At 51.6% G+C, this 15,186-nt stretch carries 14 protein-coding genes and 1 other annotated feature; of the genes, 9 read left to right on the top strand and 5 right to left on the bottom strand.

Going from position 1 to position 15,186, the window contains the following annotated elements:
* Positions 1-365 precede the first annotated feature (365 nt).
* Positions 366-2,285: a murein transglycosylase gene (sltY, locus tag EX31_RS03985; RefSeq protein ID WP_173362118.1), complete on the top strand. Its 1,920-nt coding sequence runs from the start codon at positions 366-368 to the stop codon at positions 2,283-2,285.
* Between the two features lie 56 nt (positions 2,286-2,341).
* Positions 2,342-2,677 (top strand): trp operon repressor, encoded by a 336-nt coding sequence (gene trpR, locus EX31_RS03980; protein ID WP_013577084.1) that lies wholly within the window; start codon positions 2,342-2,344, stop codon positions 2,675-2,677.
* Between the two features lie 23 nt (positions 2,678-2,700).
* Here the strand turns inward: trpR and yjjX are convergent, their stop codons facing one another.
* Positions 2,701-3,234, bottom strand: coding sequence for an inosine/xanthosine triphosphatase (gene yjjX, locus EX31_RS03975; protein WP_013577083.1), 534 nt, complete (start codon positions 3,232-3,234; stop codon positions 2,701-2,703).
* A gap of 51 nt (positions 3,235-3,285) precedes the next feature.
* Between yjjX and gpmB the strand changes: the two genes are divergently transcribed.
* Positions 3,286-3,933 (top strand): 2,3-diphosphoglycerate-dependent phosphoglycerate mutase GpmB, encoded by a 648-nt coding sequence (gpmB, locus tag EX31_RS03970; RefSeq protein ID WP_013577082.1) that lies wholly within the window; start codon positions 3,286-3,288, stop codon positions 3,931-3,933.
* A 12-nt stretch (positions 3,934-3,945) separates the two neighbouring features.
* On the opposite strand, the gene robA is transcribed toward gpmB, so the two are convergent.
* The gene (gene robA / locus EX31_RS03965) at positions 3,946-4,809 is read right to left on the bottom strand and encodes an MDR efflux pump AcrAB transcriptional activator RobA (protein WP_013577081.1); all 864 of its coding nucleotides are present in this window, start codon (positions 4,807-4,809) and stop codon (positions 3,946-3,948) included.
* 208 nt (positions 4,810-5,017) lie between these two features.
* Here robA and creA point away from each other — a divergent pair, with 208 nt between their 5' ends.
* On the top strand, positions 5,018-5,500 hold the full coding sequence (creA, locus tag EX31_RS03960; RefSeq protein WP_013577080.1) for a protein CreA: 483 nt from the start codon (positions 5,018-5,020) through the stop codon (positions 5,498-5,500).
* A 91-nt stretch (positions 5,501-5,591) separates the two neighbouring features.
* Here creA and arcA read toward each other — a convergent pair whose 3' ends face one another.
* Positions 5,592-6,308, bottom strand: a complete 717-nt coding sequence (gene arcA, locus EX31_RS03955; RefSeq protein ID WP_013577079.1) for a two-component system response regulator ArcA — start codon at positions 6,306-6,308, stop codon at positions 5,592-5,594.
* A 666-nt stretch (positions 6,309-6,974) separates the two neighbouring features.
* Here arcA and EX31_RS03950 point away from each other — a divergent pair.
* The 5 genes from EX31_RS03950 to thrC all read left to right on the top strand — a co-directional run bounded on the left by EX31_RS03950 (position 6,975) and on the right by thrC (position 12,740).
* Positions 6,975-7,661: a tRNA/rRNA methyltransferase gene (locus tag EX31_RS03950; protein ID WP_037033472.1), complete on the top strand. Its 687-nt coding sequence runs from the start codon at positions 6,975-6,977 to the stop codon at positions 7,659-7,661.
* 216 nt (positions 7,662-7,877) lie between these two features.
* A complete protein-coding gene (gene thrL, locus EX31_RS25125) occupies positions 7,878-7,946 on the top strand; it encodes a thr operon leader peptide (protein ID WP_071823645.1) in 69 nt (22 codons plus the stop codon).
* Positions 7,885-8,001, top strand: a sequence feature (Thr leader region). It overlaps the preceding gene by 62 nt.
* Before the next feature lie 34 nt (positions 8,002-8,035).
* A complete protein-coding gene (gene thrA / locus EX31_RS03945) occupies positions 8,036-10,495 on the top strand; it encodes a bifunctional aspartate kinase/homoserine dehydrogenase I (RefSeq protein WP_013577077.1) in 2,460 nt (819 codons plus the stop codon).
* Between the two features lies 1 nt (position 10,496).
* Positions 10,497-11,426 (top strand): homoserine kinase, encoded by a 930-nt coding sequence (thrB, locus tag EX31_RS03940; protein WP_037033471.1) that lies wholly within the window; start codon positions 10,497-10,499, stop codon positions 11,424-11,426.
* A 24-nt stretch (positions 11,427-11,450) separates the two neighbouring features.
* Positions 11,451-12,740, top strand: coding sequence for a threonine synthase (gene thrC / locus EX31_RS03935; protein ID WP_013577075.1), 1,290 nt, complete (start codon positions 11,451-11,453; stop codon positions 12,738-12,740).
* Positions 12,741-12,807: 67 nt separating this feature from the next.
* Here thrC and yaaA read toward each other — a convergent pair whose 3' ends face one another.
* Both yaaA and EX31_RS03925 read right to left on the bottom strand, forming a co-directional pair.
* Complete coding sequence (yaaA, locus tag EX31_RS03930) at positions 12,808-13,581, bottom strand: peroxide stress protein YaaA (RefSeq protein WP_037033470.1); 774 nt, start codon at positions 13,579-13,581, stop codon at positions 12,808-12,810.
* A gap of 111 nt (positions 13,582-13,692) precedes the next feature.
* Positions 13,693-15,120, bottom strand: coding sequence for an alanine/glycine:cation symporter family protein (locus tag EX31_RS03925; protein ID WP_037033468.1), 1,428 nt, complete (start codon positions 15,118-15,120; stop codon positions 13,693-13,695).
* Positions 15,121-15,186: the final 66 nt, after the last annotated feature.

Genomic DNA, 15,186 nt, shown 5'->3' with positions numbered 1-15,186 from the left:
TTAGGGTTTGTTTAGGAATTAAATATCTAAGTAAATTGAAGTAAGTAAATCTCAGTTTTGTCAGCGTAGTTATTTTGGTTGAAATGGTAAGGGTGCTATCTATTGGCGTTTTACCGGGCAATACCCGCTAATTAATTGCGGATATTGAATTCTGAGAAATTATTCCCGCCGCCACGTTCTGTGACAGAAAATAGATCTGCCGCTGTCTGGTAACTGTCCGTCGCTTGCACCACACTGTGTAAAGTTTGTGATGCTGTCCGCACATCGCTTCAATTTTAAAAATGAATCGATTAGCGTAGTGGCTGTCTACAGAATGCAAAACAGTTTCGGCACAACCCGTGAGGATAAAGGTAAGTATGGTCAAGGTGGACAAATGGCACTCTCTGGCAATGAGCGTGTTGCTGGTAACAGTATCGGGCGTGGCGAAAGCTGACTCGCTGGACTCGCAACGCCAGCACTATATGCAGATTAAACAGGCGTGGGATAACAATCAGTTGGACGTCGTCAGTCAGCTGATGCCCACGCTGGAAGATTATCCGCTTTACCCTTATCTGGAATACCGGCAACTGACGCAGGAACTGGGCGATGCCACGCCCGCGCAGGTGAATGCCTTTGTTAAAGCCAACCCGACATTGCCGCCTGCGCGTTCCCTCCCGGCCCGCTTTGTGAATGAGCTGGCGCGTCGTCAGGACTGGAACAGTTTGCTCTCTTTCAGCCCGCAGCCGCCGAAACCGGTCGCTGCACGTTGCAACTACTATTACGCCAAATGGGCGACCGGCGATCAGAAAACCGCGTTTGATGGCGCGAAAGATATCTGGCTGACCGGCACGTCACTGCCGAATACCTGCGACAAGCTGTTCTCCGTCTGGCAGGGCGCAGGCAATCAGACTGCATTGACTACGCTGCAACGCATCGGCCTGGCGATGAAAACCGGCAATACGAATCTGGTGAACTTTCTGGCGAAGCAGTTACCGCCGGATTACCAGACCATGCGCGATGCGCTGCTGGATTTACAAAATAACCCGAATACCATTGAAAGCTTTGCGCGCAGTGTCGGGCCGACTGATTTTACCCGCAATGCCACCAGCATTACGTTTGCGCGTATCGCCCGTGATGATGCGGAAAATGCCCGTTCGATGATCCCCGTTCTCGTGCGTCTGCAGAAGATGAGCGACAGCGAACGTCTGGATCTGGAAGAAGCGGTCGCCTGGCGCTATATGGGCAGCGACGCCACACCGGAACAGGCGGCATGGCGCGATAACGTTATTCTGCGCAGCCATTCCACCACGCTGGTGGAGCGTCGGATTCGTATGGCGCTGGCCGCCGGTGATCGTCAGGGACTGAGACAGTGGCTGGATCGTTTACCTTCGGATGCCCTGCAGGAAGATGAATGGCAGTACTGGCGTGCGTCAGTGATGATCGACAACGGTCAGCGCTCACAAGGTGAAGCGATGCTGCGCACATTAATGAAAGGGCGTGGATTCTATCCGATGGCCGCCGCGCAAAAGCTGAATGTCGCTTATCCGATGCAAATTTCTGTGGCTGCGAAGCCTGATGCCAGCATTGCGAAATTGCCGGAAGTCGCCCGCGTTCGTGAACTGATGTACTGGCAGATGGACAATCTTGCACGCACTGAATGGAGCTATCTGGTCAGCAGTCGTTCTGAATCTCAGCAGTCGGCACTGGCGCGTTACGCTTTCGAGCAGAAATGGCCCGATCTCAGCGTGCAGGCGACCATTACCGGCAAGCTTTGGGATTATCTCGAAGAACGTTTCCCGCTGGCGTGGCCGGATGAATTCCGCCGTGCGACCAATGACAAAGGCATCACGCAAAGCTACGCGATGGCGATTGCCCGTCAGGAAAGCGCGTGGAACCCGAAAGCCCGTTCGCCGGTAGGAGCCTCTGGTCTGATGCAGGTGATGCCTGCGACAGCGCAGCATACCGTGGATATGTTTGGTTTACAGGGCTACAGCAATCCGGCTCAGCTGCTGGATCCGCAAATGAACATCACCATCGGTACCAGCTATCTGGAATATGTCTATCAGATGTTTGGCCGCAACCGTATTTTATCCAGCGCTGCTTACAACGCCGGGCCTTCCCGTGTGAATACCTGGCTGGGCAATAGCGCGGGCAGGGTAGATTCGGTCGCGTTCATTGAGAGTATCCCTTTCTCCGAAACTCGCCGATATGTTAAAAATGTGTTGGCATATGATGCATTTTATCGCTATTTTTTACATCAACCGGCCAAGATTTTGACGGATGCCGAATGGCAGAGGCGTTACTGATCCCGTATCGTTTATGATAAGCTGCTGTACTAGTTTAATAGTATGGCAGCCCAATCATGAATCAACGACCCATCACTGACCCTGCTCTTTCCCAACAAGGCAATGAGGACTGGCAGTGCTTTCTGGCACTGCTACAGCAATCTTTTGCTGAAAATCTGCATCAGGATCTGCTGCAACTGCTTCTGACGCCCGACGAACGTGCGGCGCTGGGAACGCGGGTACGCATTATTCAGGAGCTGATGCGGGGAGAGATGAGTCAGCGCGAACTGAAAAGCCAGCTGGGTGCCGGTATCGCTACGATAACCCGGGGATCGAATGGCCTGAAAACGGCTCCGGCAGCGCTAAAGGATTGGTTGAGCGGGCAACTGCTGGCAGACAAAACGGGCGAATGAAGTGCCCGTTTCAGTCTGAAATTTTAATGGGTCTGGGCGCGGGTTTGATAAACCGGGTTATGAAAAGGCGCTAAAGCCAGCACCAGTGCCTGATGATAAACGCTGGTGCGGTTCAGTTTCCCGGCGGTAAAAATGCCGATGGCGCCGCCTTTACGCTTCACCTCTGCGATACCCGTCAGTTTTTCCATTTCATCCCCCAATTCACTGCCCTGGTTGATCCCCTGTAAAATGATTTCAGGTAACATTAAACTGGCTGAACGTGATTCGCCGCGCTGGTGCATATTCTCAATCACCATCCAGGCGAATGTCATATTGTCTTCGATACCCGCTTCCACGCCGACCCAGAAGTCTGCTTCGGGACGAACCTGACGCGCACCGATTACACGATGGCGTGCCCCGGTACGGGTTTCATTACTGCCAATAGGTTGATTTGGAACACCACTGTCGACATCAACGCCTTCAATGCGAAATGCCTCAGCGCCGAAAATGTCTTCAAAAGCCATGGCGATAGCTTTGATTTTTGCCGGGTTAGTGGTTGCAGCGACAACATGATACATAGAGTTTTAGCATCCTTTAGCAAATTTCACGCAGTATAACGGAAAACACTCATGTTACAGGTATATCTCGTCCGTCATGGCGAAACAGAATGGAACGCCGCCCGCCGTATTCAGGGGCAGTCAGACAGCCCGCTGACGGCTAAAGGTCTTTACCAGGCCCGTCAGGTTGCTGAGCGCGTGCGTAAAGAAGGGATCACTCACGTTATCACCAGTGACTTAGGACGTACCCGCCACACGGCGCAGATTATCGCTGATGCCTGCGGGTGTGAAGTGATCAATGAGCCACGTTTGCGCGAACTGCACATGGGCGTGCTGGAAGAACGTATTCTGGATGGTCTGACGGAGCAGGAAGAAATATGGCGTAAGCAGATGGTTGATGGTTCACCCAAAGGGCGCATCCCCGAAGGTGAAACGATGACTGAACTGGCCGTGCGTATGCGTGCCGCGCTCGACAGCTGTCTGGATTTACCGGCGGGAAGCAAGCCGCTGCTGGTCAGCCACGGTATTGCGCTGGGCTGTCTGATCAGTACGATCCTCGGCTTGCCTGCGTATGCGGAACGCCGTCTGCGCCTGCGTAACTGTTCGCTGTCGCGTGTTGATCACCAGCAAAGCGCCTGGCTGGCAAATGGCTGGATTGTGGAAACGGCGGGCGATGTCTCACATCTTGATCTGCCCGCGTTAGACGAGTTGCAACGCTAACGCCAGAAGGCGTTAGCGGCGGATTGGGATCAGGTAATCACACTGTATTTCGGTTGGCGCAGTGCCGGGAGCATGGCCATTCGTGTAAAAGCGTTCGATATCCTGTCCCTTTCTGCGGGTCAGTTTCAATGTTGGCAGACAGGTGCTGTACAACGTCAGAATAAATTCCTGCAAACGTTCCGGCGTGCCATTGTAGTGGAACATGGCATATTCACCGTGCTGCAACACAATAGGCTGACCTTCAACGTTTTCCGGCAGGTGCTGAGCTTCCAGCGCTGTCGTGTACAATACTTCCTGCTCGTCATCTTTTTCCTGGCTTGGACGTGAATGGTGCAGGCCATAAAGAATTGGCGGCAGCGTTTTCGCTTCCCCAATGTATTGACGCCAGAAGTGACGACGCATCTCGTTGCGGTACGTGGTGATTTGCTCCAGCGTACATGAATAGCTTTGCGTCATGCCGATCAGATGCTGTTCTGGTAATGAGACATACTCGGGTTGCGGCAGAATGAATGCACCCAGTCGGATCGGCGGGCAAATACCAAACGAATGCCAGTCTTCAGCACGACGATACAATGCCGGCGTTTGTGCGAATTGTTTTTTGAAAGCCCGGGTAAACGTTTGTTGGGAGTCAAAACGGTACTGAAGGGCGATATCTAATATCGGGCGACTGGTGAGACGCAAAGCGACAGCCGCTTTCGACAGGCGGCGGGCACGAATATAAGCACCAATGGCATTATTCGTGACGTCTTTAAACATGCGCTGCAGGTGCCACTTGGAATAGCCGGCCTTGGCTGCGACATTGTCGAGTGACAAGGGCTGGTCTAAATGGGTTTCTAACCAGCTAAGAAGGTCACGAATGATTCCTGCTTGATCCATAGATCGTCCTCGTTGAACTAAGATAAATGCACAGAATGATGGGCGGCATAATAGCAACTTTTTCCCGATAAGACTGCTTAAGATTTTTTTGGCTATCTGTGCTATTTACAGGTGTTACAGAGTATTTCATTCCGAAAGTGTGAATGCACGCTTTCTGATTGTGGTTTCTTTAGAAAACAACGTCATGCTGATGACGTGGAGTAACTTAATGAATAAATGTTGGATTTTTGTATTTGGGATGTTTATTTTTTGTTCTGGAGCAGCACGTGCAGAGCAAGTGGGATCAGTGGATACCGTCTTCAAATTATTCGGTCCGGACCATAAAATTGTGGTCGAGGCCTTTGATGATCCTGATATTAAAAATGTAACTTGTTATATCAGTCGTGCAAAAACCGGCGGCATCAAGGGCGGATTAGGTCTGGCCGAAGATACATCGGATGCGGCGATTTCCTGTCAGCAGGTAGGGCCTATCGAGCTCAGCGATAAGATTAAGCAGGGCAAAGACAAAGGCACCGTGGTTTTCCAGAAACGTACCTCTCTGGTGTTTAAAAAGCTGCAGGTGGTACGTTTTTATGATGAAAAACGTAATGCGCTTATCTACCTGAGTTATTCCGATAAAGTCGTGGACGGTTCACCGAAAAATGCCCTCAGCGCGGTGCCGATCATTCCGTGGGGACATGCTGAGCCTTGAGTTTCACCAAGGGATCCAAATCAAAAGGCCAGCTTTCGCTGGCCTTTACGTTTTATCACATCGACTGCAGAGCGGTTGGCAACCTTCTGTATCAGTCTTCCAGATCACCGCAGAAACGGTAACCTTCACCATGGATAGTGGCGATGATTTCCGGCGTATCCGGAGTCGCTTCGAAATGCTTACGGATGCGACGGATAGTCACGTCAACAGTACGGTCATGAGGTTTCAGCTCACGGCCGGTCATTTTCTTCAGCAAATCGCCACGGGTTTGGATTTTGCCCGGGTTTTCACAAAAATGCAGCATGGCGCGGAATTCACTGCGCGGTAACTTGTACTGTTCGCCCTGCGGGCTTATCAGTGAACGGCTGTTGATATCGAGTTCCCAGCCATTGAATTTGTAGCTTTCAACCAGACGACGTTCTTCACCGGTAGTACCCAGGTTCATCGTGCGGGACAGCAGATTGCGTGCGCGGATGGTCAGTTCGCGCGGGTTGAATGGCTTGGTGATATAGTCATCAGCGCCGATTTCCAGACCCAAAATTTTATCAACTTCGTTGTCGCGGCCGGTCAGGAACATCAAAGCAACGCTGGCTTGTTCACGCAGTTCGCGTGCCAGCAGCAGGCCATTTTTGCCTGGCAGGTTGATGTCCATGATAACCAGATTGATATCATTTTCGGACAGAATGTGGTGCATTTCAGCGCCATCATTGGCTTCATGCACCATGTAGCCTTCTGCTTCAAAAATGCTCTTTAACGTATTACGTGTCACTAACTCGTCTTCGACGATCAGAATGTGAGGGGTCTGCATGATTGCTACCTAAGATTGCCAACAAATAGAAAATAGGAGTACAGAAGTCCTTGATATCCCAATGAATTTTGATGCCTTATTGGCCATCTCACTCGTTACATGACTAAAGTACGTAAATGCGTTCTCGATGCAATTTCCATCAACGGCAACAACATCGCAAGCTCGGTCAGGGATTCCACTTTCTGCAGTTCCACGGGGTCCTAAAGCGGCGCATATCCTAACCCTATTAACAGCAATATAACAGCGAGTGTCGAAATTACCACCCAACAAAATTACGGTTTGTTGACATATATCAAGTTCAATTGTAGCACGGTAACAGAACAGTGAAAAACACTTACAAGAATGCACGTTTGAGTCACATTTCGGCCTTTATTGTACACGATTCAGCTAATCCTCAGGAAACCCAAGATAAATGCAAAATCTGTATGTATCATTATTATATATCCATATGAAAAATAATGACTAATTTTTTAAGGGAATGTGCTTAACCCTGCCAGCAGCTTTTTTACCTCCCGGTTAAGCTTTTCCGATAAAATAAAGGAATATATCAAGTCGACTGTTAAGTTCTTGTGAAGAATATAAACGATGAATAGGTCTGAAACAGGATAAAATTTCATCGCTGAAATACAGGCGGCAAATTCTTTTTCCTTCCTGCAAAGGCGTCATATGCAACTTCATATTATTTTAGTGTCACCGGCTCGCCCGGAAAATGTCGGTGCGGCAGCCCGCGCAATGAAAACCATGGGCTTTGCTTCCTTGCGTATTGTGGACAGCGAGGCACATCTCAAGCCGGAAGCCGGTTGGGTGGCACATGGTTCGCAGGACATCCTGCAAAATGCTCTGCATTTCAGCACACTGGCAGAAGCCCTGGCTGATATTGATTTTACTGTCGCGACGACGGCCCGCAGTCGGGCTAAATTTCACTATTACTGCACGCCTCAGGAATTGCAGGTGCAGCTTGAAGAGAAAAGCCAGTGGGTGAATCACGCTGCGCTGGTATTTGGCCGTGAGGATTCCGGGCTGACCAATGAAGAGCTGGAACTGGCTGATGTGCTGACCGGCGTACCGATGGTGGCGGATTACCCGTCGCTGAATCTGGGGCAGGCCGTGATGGTATTCTGTTATCAGTTATCGTCGCTCAATCAGGTGGCCTCAGTGAAATCTGAAAATGCCGAAGCGGGACAGTTGTCGGCATTGCGTGCACGGGTCGGGCGATTACTGGAAAATGTCGGGGCAGAAGATGACCAGAAATTGTCCGACTGGCTGCATCAGCGTCTCGGTCTTTTGCAGCAGCGCGATGCGGCAATGCTGCATACTTTGCTACATGACATCGAAAAAAAACTGACCCAATGATGTGAGGGGAATCCTTACCGCTACAGTTCGATATCCGGTGCGGTGCTAGCAGAGTTATCGATCGTACTGGAAATGCTTTTAAAGGCAGATAATTATCCATTTCAGTCTGTCCGTGATTAACCTGCCGAAAATAGAAAAAAATTGACTTATTGTGCCTTATGCTTTAGCTAATAGAGGCAGACAGAGTACAAACCTAAAGACAGACAGAAAATAAAAATGCGAATCATCAGCCTGAACACAACAATTATTACCACCACCGATACCACAGGTAACGGGGCGGGCTGACGCGTACAGGAAAAAGAAAAAAAGCCCGCACCTAACCAGTGCGGGCTTTTTTTTTACATTTAAACGAGAGCTTCAGGAGAGAACCAGAAATGCGAGTGTTGAAATTTGGCGGGACCTCGGTAGCAAACGCAGAACGCTTCTTGCGGGTTGCGGACATTATGGAAAGCAATGCACGTCAGGGACAGGTCGCGACGGTATTATCCGCGCCTGCCAAAATCACCAACTATCTGGTTGCTATGATTGAACGAACTGTCGCAGGGCAGGACATTCAGACCATCATGAGTGATGCGGAAAACATTTTTGGTCAGCTGATAACCGGCCTGGCGGCCGCGCAACCGGGTTTTGATTTGCCGAAAGTGAAAGCGTTTGTCGATCACGAATTCGCTCAGCTTAAACAACTGATGCACGGTATTGCCCTGCTGGGACAATGCCCGGACAGCGTAAATGCCTCCATCATCTGTCGTGGTGAAAAGCTCTCTATCGCTATTATGGAAGCGGTGTTCCTTGCCAAAGGTTTTGGCGTCACCGTCATTAACCCGGTCGAAAAACTGCTCGCGCAGGGGCATTACCTTGAATCGACCGTGGACATCAACGAATCCACCCGGCGTATCGCCGCCAGCGCTATTCCAGCCGATCACATTGTGCTGATGGCCGGTTTCACTGCCGGTAACGAACAGGGCGAACTGGTGGTGCTCGGACGTAATGGTTCCGATTATTCAGCCGCCGTGCTGGCTGCCTGTTTACGTGCCGACTGTTGTGAAATCTGGACTGACGTCGACGGTGTGTATACTTGCGATCCGCGCATCGTGCCGGACGCCCGCTTACTGAAATCCATGTCATATCAGGAAGCGATGGAGCTGTCGTACTTTGGTGCGAAAGTGCTGCATCCGCGTACCATCCTGCCGATTGCCCAGTTCCAGATCCCTTGCCTGATCAAAAACACCACCAACCCGCAGGCGCCAGGCACGCTGATTGGCAGCGAAAGCCTCGGCGATAATACGCCGGTGAAAGGCATCACTAATCTGAACAACATGGCGATGATCAACGTTTCCGGTCCGGGAATGAAAGGGATGATCGGCATGGCGGCGCGCGTGTTTGCGGTGATGTCCCGTTCAGGCATTTCGGTGGTGCTGATCACCCAGTCTTCTTCTGAATACAGCATCAGTTTCTGTGTGCCGCAAAGCGAACTGGAACGCGCCCGTAAAGCGCTGGAAGACGAGTTCTATCTGGAGCTGAAAGACGGCCTGCTTGAGCCGCTGGATGTGATGGAGAAGCTGGCGGTTATTTCTGTCGTCGGCGACGGCATGCGCACCCTGCGCGGTATCTCGGCGAAATTCTTCTCGGCACTGGCGCGCGCCAATATCAATATCGTGGCGATTGCGCAGGGGTCGTCTGAACGTTCTATCTCGGTGGTCGTCAATAACGACGATGCGACCACCGGTGTGCGCGTCAGCCATCAGATGCTGTTCAACACTGATCAGGTTATCGAAGTCTTCCTGATCGGCGTAGGCGGCGTGGGCGGGGCGTTGATTGAACAGATCCGCCGTCAACAAGCGTGGCTGAAAACCAAACATATTGATCTGCGCGTTTGCGGCATCGCCAACTCCCGGGCATTGCTGACTAACGTTCACGGCATTGCGCTGGAAACCTGGCGTGATGAACTGGGTGCCGCGAAAGAGCCGCTGAATCTGGGACGCCTGATCCGTCTGGTGAAAGAATACCACCTGCTGAATCCGGTGATTGTTGACTGTACTTCCAGTCAGGAAGTGGCTGATCAATACGCCGATTTCCTTGCCGACGGTTTCCACGTCGTAACGCCGAACAAAAAGGCCAATACTTCTTCCATGAATTACTACCATCAGTTGCGTAAAGCGGCGGATGGTTCACGCCGTAAATTCCTCTACGATACCAACGTCGGCGCGGGTTTACCGGTCATCGAAAACCTGCAAAACCTGCTGAATGCCGGTGATGAGCTGATGCGTTTCTCCGGCATCCTCTCCGGCTCGCTGTCCTTCATCTTCGGTAAGCTGGATGAAGGTATGTCGTTATCTGCTGCAACATTGCAGGCGAAAGAGATGGGCTATACCGAACCGGATCCGCGTGATGATCTGTCCGGTATGGACGTTGCCCGTAAATTGCTGATCCTGGCGCGTGAAGCCGGTTACAAACTGGAGCTGACGGATATTGATGTGGAATCCGTTCTGCCGCCGTCCTTCAATAGCGAAGGCACTGTGAATGAATTTGTGGCGCGTCTGCCGGAACTGGATGCCGAATTTGCCAGGCGTGTTGCGGATGCCACCGCGGCAGGTAAAGTATTGCGTTATGTCGGTGCTATCGAAGACGGACAATGCAAAGTAAAAATCGATGCCGTCGATGGTAATGACCCGCTTTATAAAGTAAAAAATGGGGAGAATGCGCTGGCGTTTTACAGCCGCTATTATCAGCCGTTGCCGTTGGTTCTGCGTGGCTACGGTGCCGGTAATGATGTGACGGCGGCAGGTGTGTTTGCCGATCTTTTGAGAACGCTGTCATGGAAGTTAGGAGTTTAATATGGTTAAGGTGTATGCCCCGGCTTCAATCGGGAACGTCAGCGTAGGCTTCGATGTTCTGGGCGCGGCCGTGTCTCCGGTGGATGGCACGCTGCTGGGCGACTGTGTTTCCGTTGAGGCGGCCACAGTGTTCAGTCTGAAAAACGAAGGCAAGTTTGTGTCTAAACTGCCGGATCGCATGGAAGACAACATCGTTTATCAGTGCTGGCAGCGTTTCTGTCAGGAAATCGGCAAAGAAGTGCCGGTGGCGATGACGCTGGAAAAAAACATGCCGATCGGCTCAGGTCTGGGCTCCAGCGCCTGTTCGGTGGTCGCCGGTCTGATGGCGATGAATGAGTTTTGCGGTAAACCGCTGAATGAAAACCAGATGCTGTTGCTGATGGGCGAGCTGGAAGGGCGGATTTCCGGTAGCGTACATTTCGATAATGTGGCGCCATGCTATTTAGGCGGTATTCAGCTGATGCTGGAAGAACTCGATATCATCAGCCAGGACGTGCCAGGCTTTGATGACTGGCTGTGGGTGATGGCGTATCCGGGGATTAAAGTCTCGACGGCCGAGGCGCGTGCCATTTTACCTGCGCAGTATCGCCGTCAGGATTGCATCAGCCACGGACGTTATCTGGCGGGCTTTATTCATGCCTGCCACACTCAGCAACCTGCGCTGGCCGCAAAACTGATGAAAGATGTGATTGCTGAACCTTACCGCACCCGTCTGCTGCCAGGCTTTGCCGAAGCCCGCAGCGCCGCAGAAGAAATTGGTGCGCTGGCTTGCGGGATTTCCGGTTCCGGCCCGACGTTGTTCGCGGTGTGTAACGACAGTGCGACAGCGAAACGTATGGCTGACTGGTTGCAGACGCATTATCTGCAAAATGACGAAGGCTTTGTTCATATTTGTCGTCTTGATACCGCGGGCGCGCGGGTATTGGGATAACTCGATAATTTATTGGGATAACTAATGAAACTGTACAACCTGAAGGATCACAACGAGCAGGTCAGCTTTGCTCAGGCCGTCAAACAAGGTCTTGGAAAACAGCAGGGATTATTCTTCCCGCTGGAATTGCCTGAGTTTGAACTGACCGAAATTGATCGCTTGCTGGAACTGGATTTCGTCACCCGCAGCAGCCGAATTCTTTCTGCTTTCATCGGCGATGAAATTCCGGAAGAAGAATTATATCAGCGTGTAAAAAATGCGTTTGCCTTCCCGGCACCCGTTGCCAAAGTGGAAGACGACATTGCCTGTCTGGAACTGTTCCACGGCCCGACCCTGGCCTTTAAAGATTTCGGTGGCCGCTTCATGGCGCAGATCCTGACTCAGGTATCTGGCGATCAGCCGGTGACCATTCTGACCGCGACCTCCGGTGATACCGGCGCGGCAGTGGCACATGCGTTCCACGGTCTGAAAAATGTTCGTGTGGTGATTCTGTATCCGCGCGGCAAAATCAGCCCGTTGCAGGAAAAACTGTTCTGTACGCTTGGCGGAAATATTCATACCGTCGCCATCGACGGCGACTTTGATGCCTGTCAGGCGCTGGTGAAACAGGCGTTTGATGATGAAGAACTGAAACACGCGCTGAAACTGAACTCAGCCAACTCCATCAATATCAGCCGCCTGCTGGCGCAGATTTGCTACTACTTTGAAGCGGTTGCCCAACTGCCTCAGGAAGCGCGCAATCAGCTGGTGGTTTCCGTACCAAGCGGTAACTTCGGTGATCTGACCGCCGGTCTGCTGGCGAAATCCCTCGGCCTGCCGGTGAAACGCTTTATTGCGGCGACCAACGCCAATGATACGGTGCCGCGTTTCCTGTCTAACGGCGAGTGGGAACCGAAGAAAACCGTTGCCACTCTGTCGAACGCTATGGATGTCAGCCAGCCCAACAACTGGCCGCGTGTGGAAGAGTTGTATCGTCGTAAAACCTGGCAGCTGAAAGATCTGGGCTTCGGTGCGGTCAGCGATGACACCACCGAAGACGCGATGCGCGAGCTGGCCAATATCGGTTATATCTCTGAACCTCACGCGGCAATTGCTTACCGTGTGCTGCGTGACCAGCTGCAACCGGGCGAGTTCGGCCTGTTCATCGGGACGGCGCATCCGGCAAAATTCAAGGAAAGCGTGGAAGCGATTCTGGATCAGGACATCGGTTTACCGAAAGAACTGGCGGATCGCGCTGACCTGCCATTGTTGTCGCATAATCTTCCGGCTGATTTCAGCGAGATGCGTGCATTCCTGATGGCGCTGCCTGAATAAATATTGTGTTTCAGACAGGCAAAAGCCCTCTTCGTGAGGGCTTTTTTGTATCCGCAGATCAGGTCAATCAGCGCTCAGGACGGGTAAACACCAGTTCATTGCCCTGCGAACGTGATTCATCAAATTCATAACCTTCCAGATTGAAATCCTGAAGCTGTTTCGGCTTATCCAGACGCTCTTTAATAATAAAGCGGCTCATCAGGCCGCGCGCTTTTTTGGCGTAGAAGCTGATGACTTTGTATTTGCCGTTCTTCTCGTCGAGGAATACCGGCTTGATGATTTCGCCATCCAGCAGTTTGGGTTTCACCGCTTTGAAGTATTCATCAGACGCCAGGTTCACCAGCACTTTGCTTTTTTGTTCACTGAGCAGTTGGTTGAGTTTTTCGGTCAGCAAATTTCCCCAGAAGGCATACAGATTCGCGCCCTGGGGATTTTCCAGACGGATACCCATTTCCAGACGGTAAGGCATCATCAGATCCAGCGGACGCAGCAGGCCATATAAACCTGACAACATCCGCAGATGTTTCTGTGCAAAATCAAAATCCTTCTCACTGAAATCTTCTGCCTGCAGACCGGTATACACATCGCCTTTAAAGGCCAGCAAGGCCTGACGGGCGTTATCCGGCGTGAAATCCGGCTGCCAGTCATTAAAACGTTCGGCGTTCAGATGGGCCAGTTTGTCGCTGATCCCCATCAGTGAAGAAATCTGCGCAGGAGACATTTTACGTGCCACGGTGATCAGCTGGCTGGATTTATCCAGCAGTTCCGGTTGGGTATAGCGCGTTGTCGCAAGCGGGCTTTCGTAATCGAGCGTTTTGGCAGGTGAAATAATGGTCAGCATAGTCTCGTCCGTTGGTCAGTGACGGTTCACATTCAGGATTTTTGTTGCCTTACTGTAGCAAAAAAGTCACTGCGATGGAGGCATGATATCGATAGGTAAAAGCGCAGGAAATCAGCGCGGAGGCATTTTTTTATCCCAGACGCCGGGCTGGAGCTGACCGCGTAATTCAGGGTAGTGATCAGGATTAAACACCGGCGTTTTCCCCATCCGTCGCTGGCGTTCATAATCTTTCACCACGCTGACCGCGATGCCCGAAAGCAGCAACAGTGCGGTGAGATTGAGTATTGCCATCAGCGCCATGACAATATCGGCCAGTTTCCACAGGACTTGTAATTCCATCAGGCATCCGCAGAACACCATGCTGATGACCATCAACCGGAAAATCAGTAATTTAACGGGCGAAGAACCGTGAAAGAAATTCAGATTGTTTTCGGCATAGGCATAGTTTCCGGCGATCGACGTGAACGCAAAAGAGAAGACCAGAATGGCCAGAACCACATGGCTCCAGCCTGCGGTCACCGGCATAATCGATTGCTGTATCAGCCGGATGCCAACCGGGGCGTCAGGTTGATCAAGGGCTCCTGACGTCAGGATGATCAGCGCGGTTGCGGTACAAATCACCATGGTATCGATGAAGACGGCAAACATCTGGCTGAACCCCACCATAGCCGGGTGGCTTACGCCCGCCATCGCCGCCGCATTGGGTGAAGAACCGACACCGGCTTCGCTGGCAAAGGCGCCGCGTTGCATGCCCTGAGTAATGGCCTGTGTCACGCCATACGCCAGTGCGCCGGAAGCGGCCTGCTGTAAGCCGAAGGCGCTTTTGAATACCAGCGCCAGCACCTGTGGCAACTTTTCAATGTGATGACCAATAACCCAGATGGCCAGCAACAAGTAGGCGAAGGCCATCAGCGGTACAAGCCATTTCGAAAGCCAGGTGATTGCGCGTATACCGCCAAAAATCAGTATCGCGACCAGCACGGATAAAATGCAGGCGGTGGACAGCGCCGGTACATGCAGAAGATGGAAAGAAGCCTGAGCAATGGAATTGGCCTGTAAGGCGCTGAAAATAAAGCCGCAGGAAATCACCATCAGCAAGGAAAACAAGATACCCATCCAGCGCATTCCAAGCCCTTTTTCCATGTAATCAGCCGGCCCGCCGCGAAATTTTTCATGGGCTACATTGCCTTTGTAAATCTGCGCCAGCGTGTTTTCTATCATTGCCGTCGCCATGTTGAAAACTGCAATAATCCACATCCAGAAAATAGCGCCAGGGCCGCCGAGCGTAATGGCGATGGCGACACCGGTGAGATTCCCGGTACCAATACGCGATGCAAGGCTGAGACACAGCGCCCGCCACGGGGAAATACCTCGTGTGATGTGTTTTCGCTTATAAAGAGTGGGGGAGAAAAGGTGGCCAAAGTGACGAAACTGAATGAAACCAAGACGAAACGTAAGGTAAATGCCGGTGCCGCATAGCAGGTAAATCAGGATTGAACTCCAGAGAATAGTATCGAAAAAATCCAGCAGGTCGTTCATAAGTTGTCCTTGGTTGATTTGCCCTTCATCATTTTTATTTGTTTGCTTGCGGGCAATGACCACTTT

The sequence above is a fragment of the Rahnella sp. WP5 genome (genome assembly GCF_000745615.1).
In the GTDB taxonomy this organism is placed as follows: Bacteria; Pseudomonadota; Gammaproteobacteria; order Enterobacterales; family Enterobacteriaceae; genus Rahnella; species Rahnella aceris.
This window is presented reverse-complemented; position numbering and strand designations above follow the sequence as displayed.

What these genes read in the sequence shown, in the direction of transcription:
- trpR (WP_013577084.1), top strand. Translation starts at nt 2,342, where the DNA reads ATGAATCAACGACCCATCACTGACCCTGCTCTTTCCCAACAAGGCAAT.
- thrC (WP_013577075.1), top strand. Translation starts at nt 11,451, where the DNA reads ATGAAACTGTACAACCTGAAGGATCACAACGAGCAGGTCAGCTTTGCT.
- EX31_RS03925 (WP_037033468.1), bottom strand. Translation starts at nt 15,120, where the DNA reads ATGAACGACCTGCTGGATTTTTTCGATACTATTCTCTGGAGTTCAATC.
- yjjX (WP_013577083.1), bottom strand. Translation starts at nt 3,234, where the DNA reads ATGTATCATGTTGTCGCTGCAACCACTAACCCGGCAAAAATCAAAGCT.
- robA (WP_013577081.1), bottom strand. Translation starts at nt 4,809, where the DNA reads ATGGATCAAGCAGGAATCATTCGTGACCTTCTTAGCTGGTTAGAAACC.
- thrA (WP_013577077.1), top strand. Translation starts at nt 8,036, where the DNA reads ATGCGAGTGTTGAAATTTGGCGGGACCTCGGTAGCAAACGCAGAACGC.
- EX31_RS03950 (WP_037033472.1), top strand. Translation starts at nt 6,975, where the DNA reads ATGCAACTTCATATTATTTTAGTGTCACCGGCTCGCCCGGAAAATGTC.
- yaaA (WP_037033470.1), bottom strand. Translation starts at nt 13,581, where the DNA reads ATGCTGACCATTATTTCACCTGCCAAAACGCTCGATTACGAAAGCCCG.
- arcA (WP_013577079.1), bottom strand. Translation starts at nt 6,308, where the DNA reads ATGCAGACCCCTCACATTCTGATCGTCGAAGACGAGTTAGTGACACGT.
- gpmB (WP_013577082.1), top strand. Translation starts at nt 3,286, where the DNA reads ATGTTACAGGTATATCTCGTCCGTCATGGCGAAACAGAATGGAACGCC.
- creA (WP_013577080.1), top strand. Translation starts at nt 5,018, where the DNA reads ATGAATAAATGTTGGATTTTTGTATTTGGGATGTTTATTTTTTGTTCT.
- thrB (WP_037033471.1), top strand. Translation starts at nt 10,497, where the DNA reads ATGGTTAAGGTGTATGCCCCGGCTTCAATCGGGAACGTCAGCGTAGGC.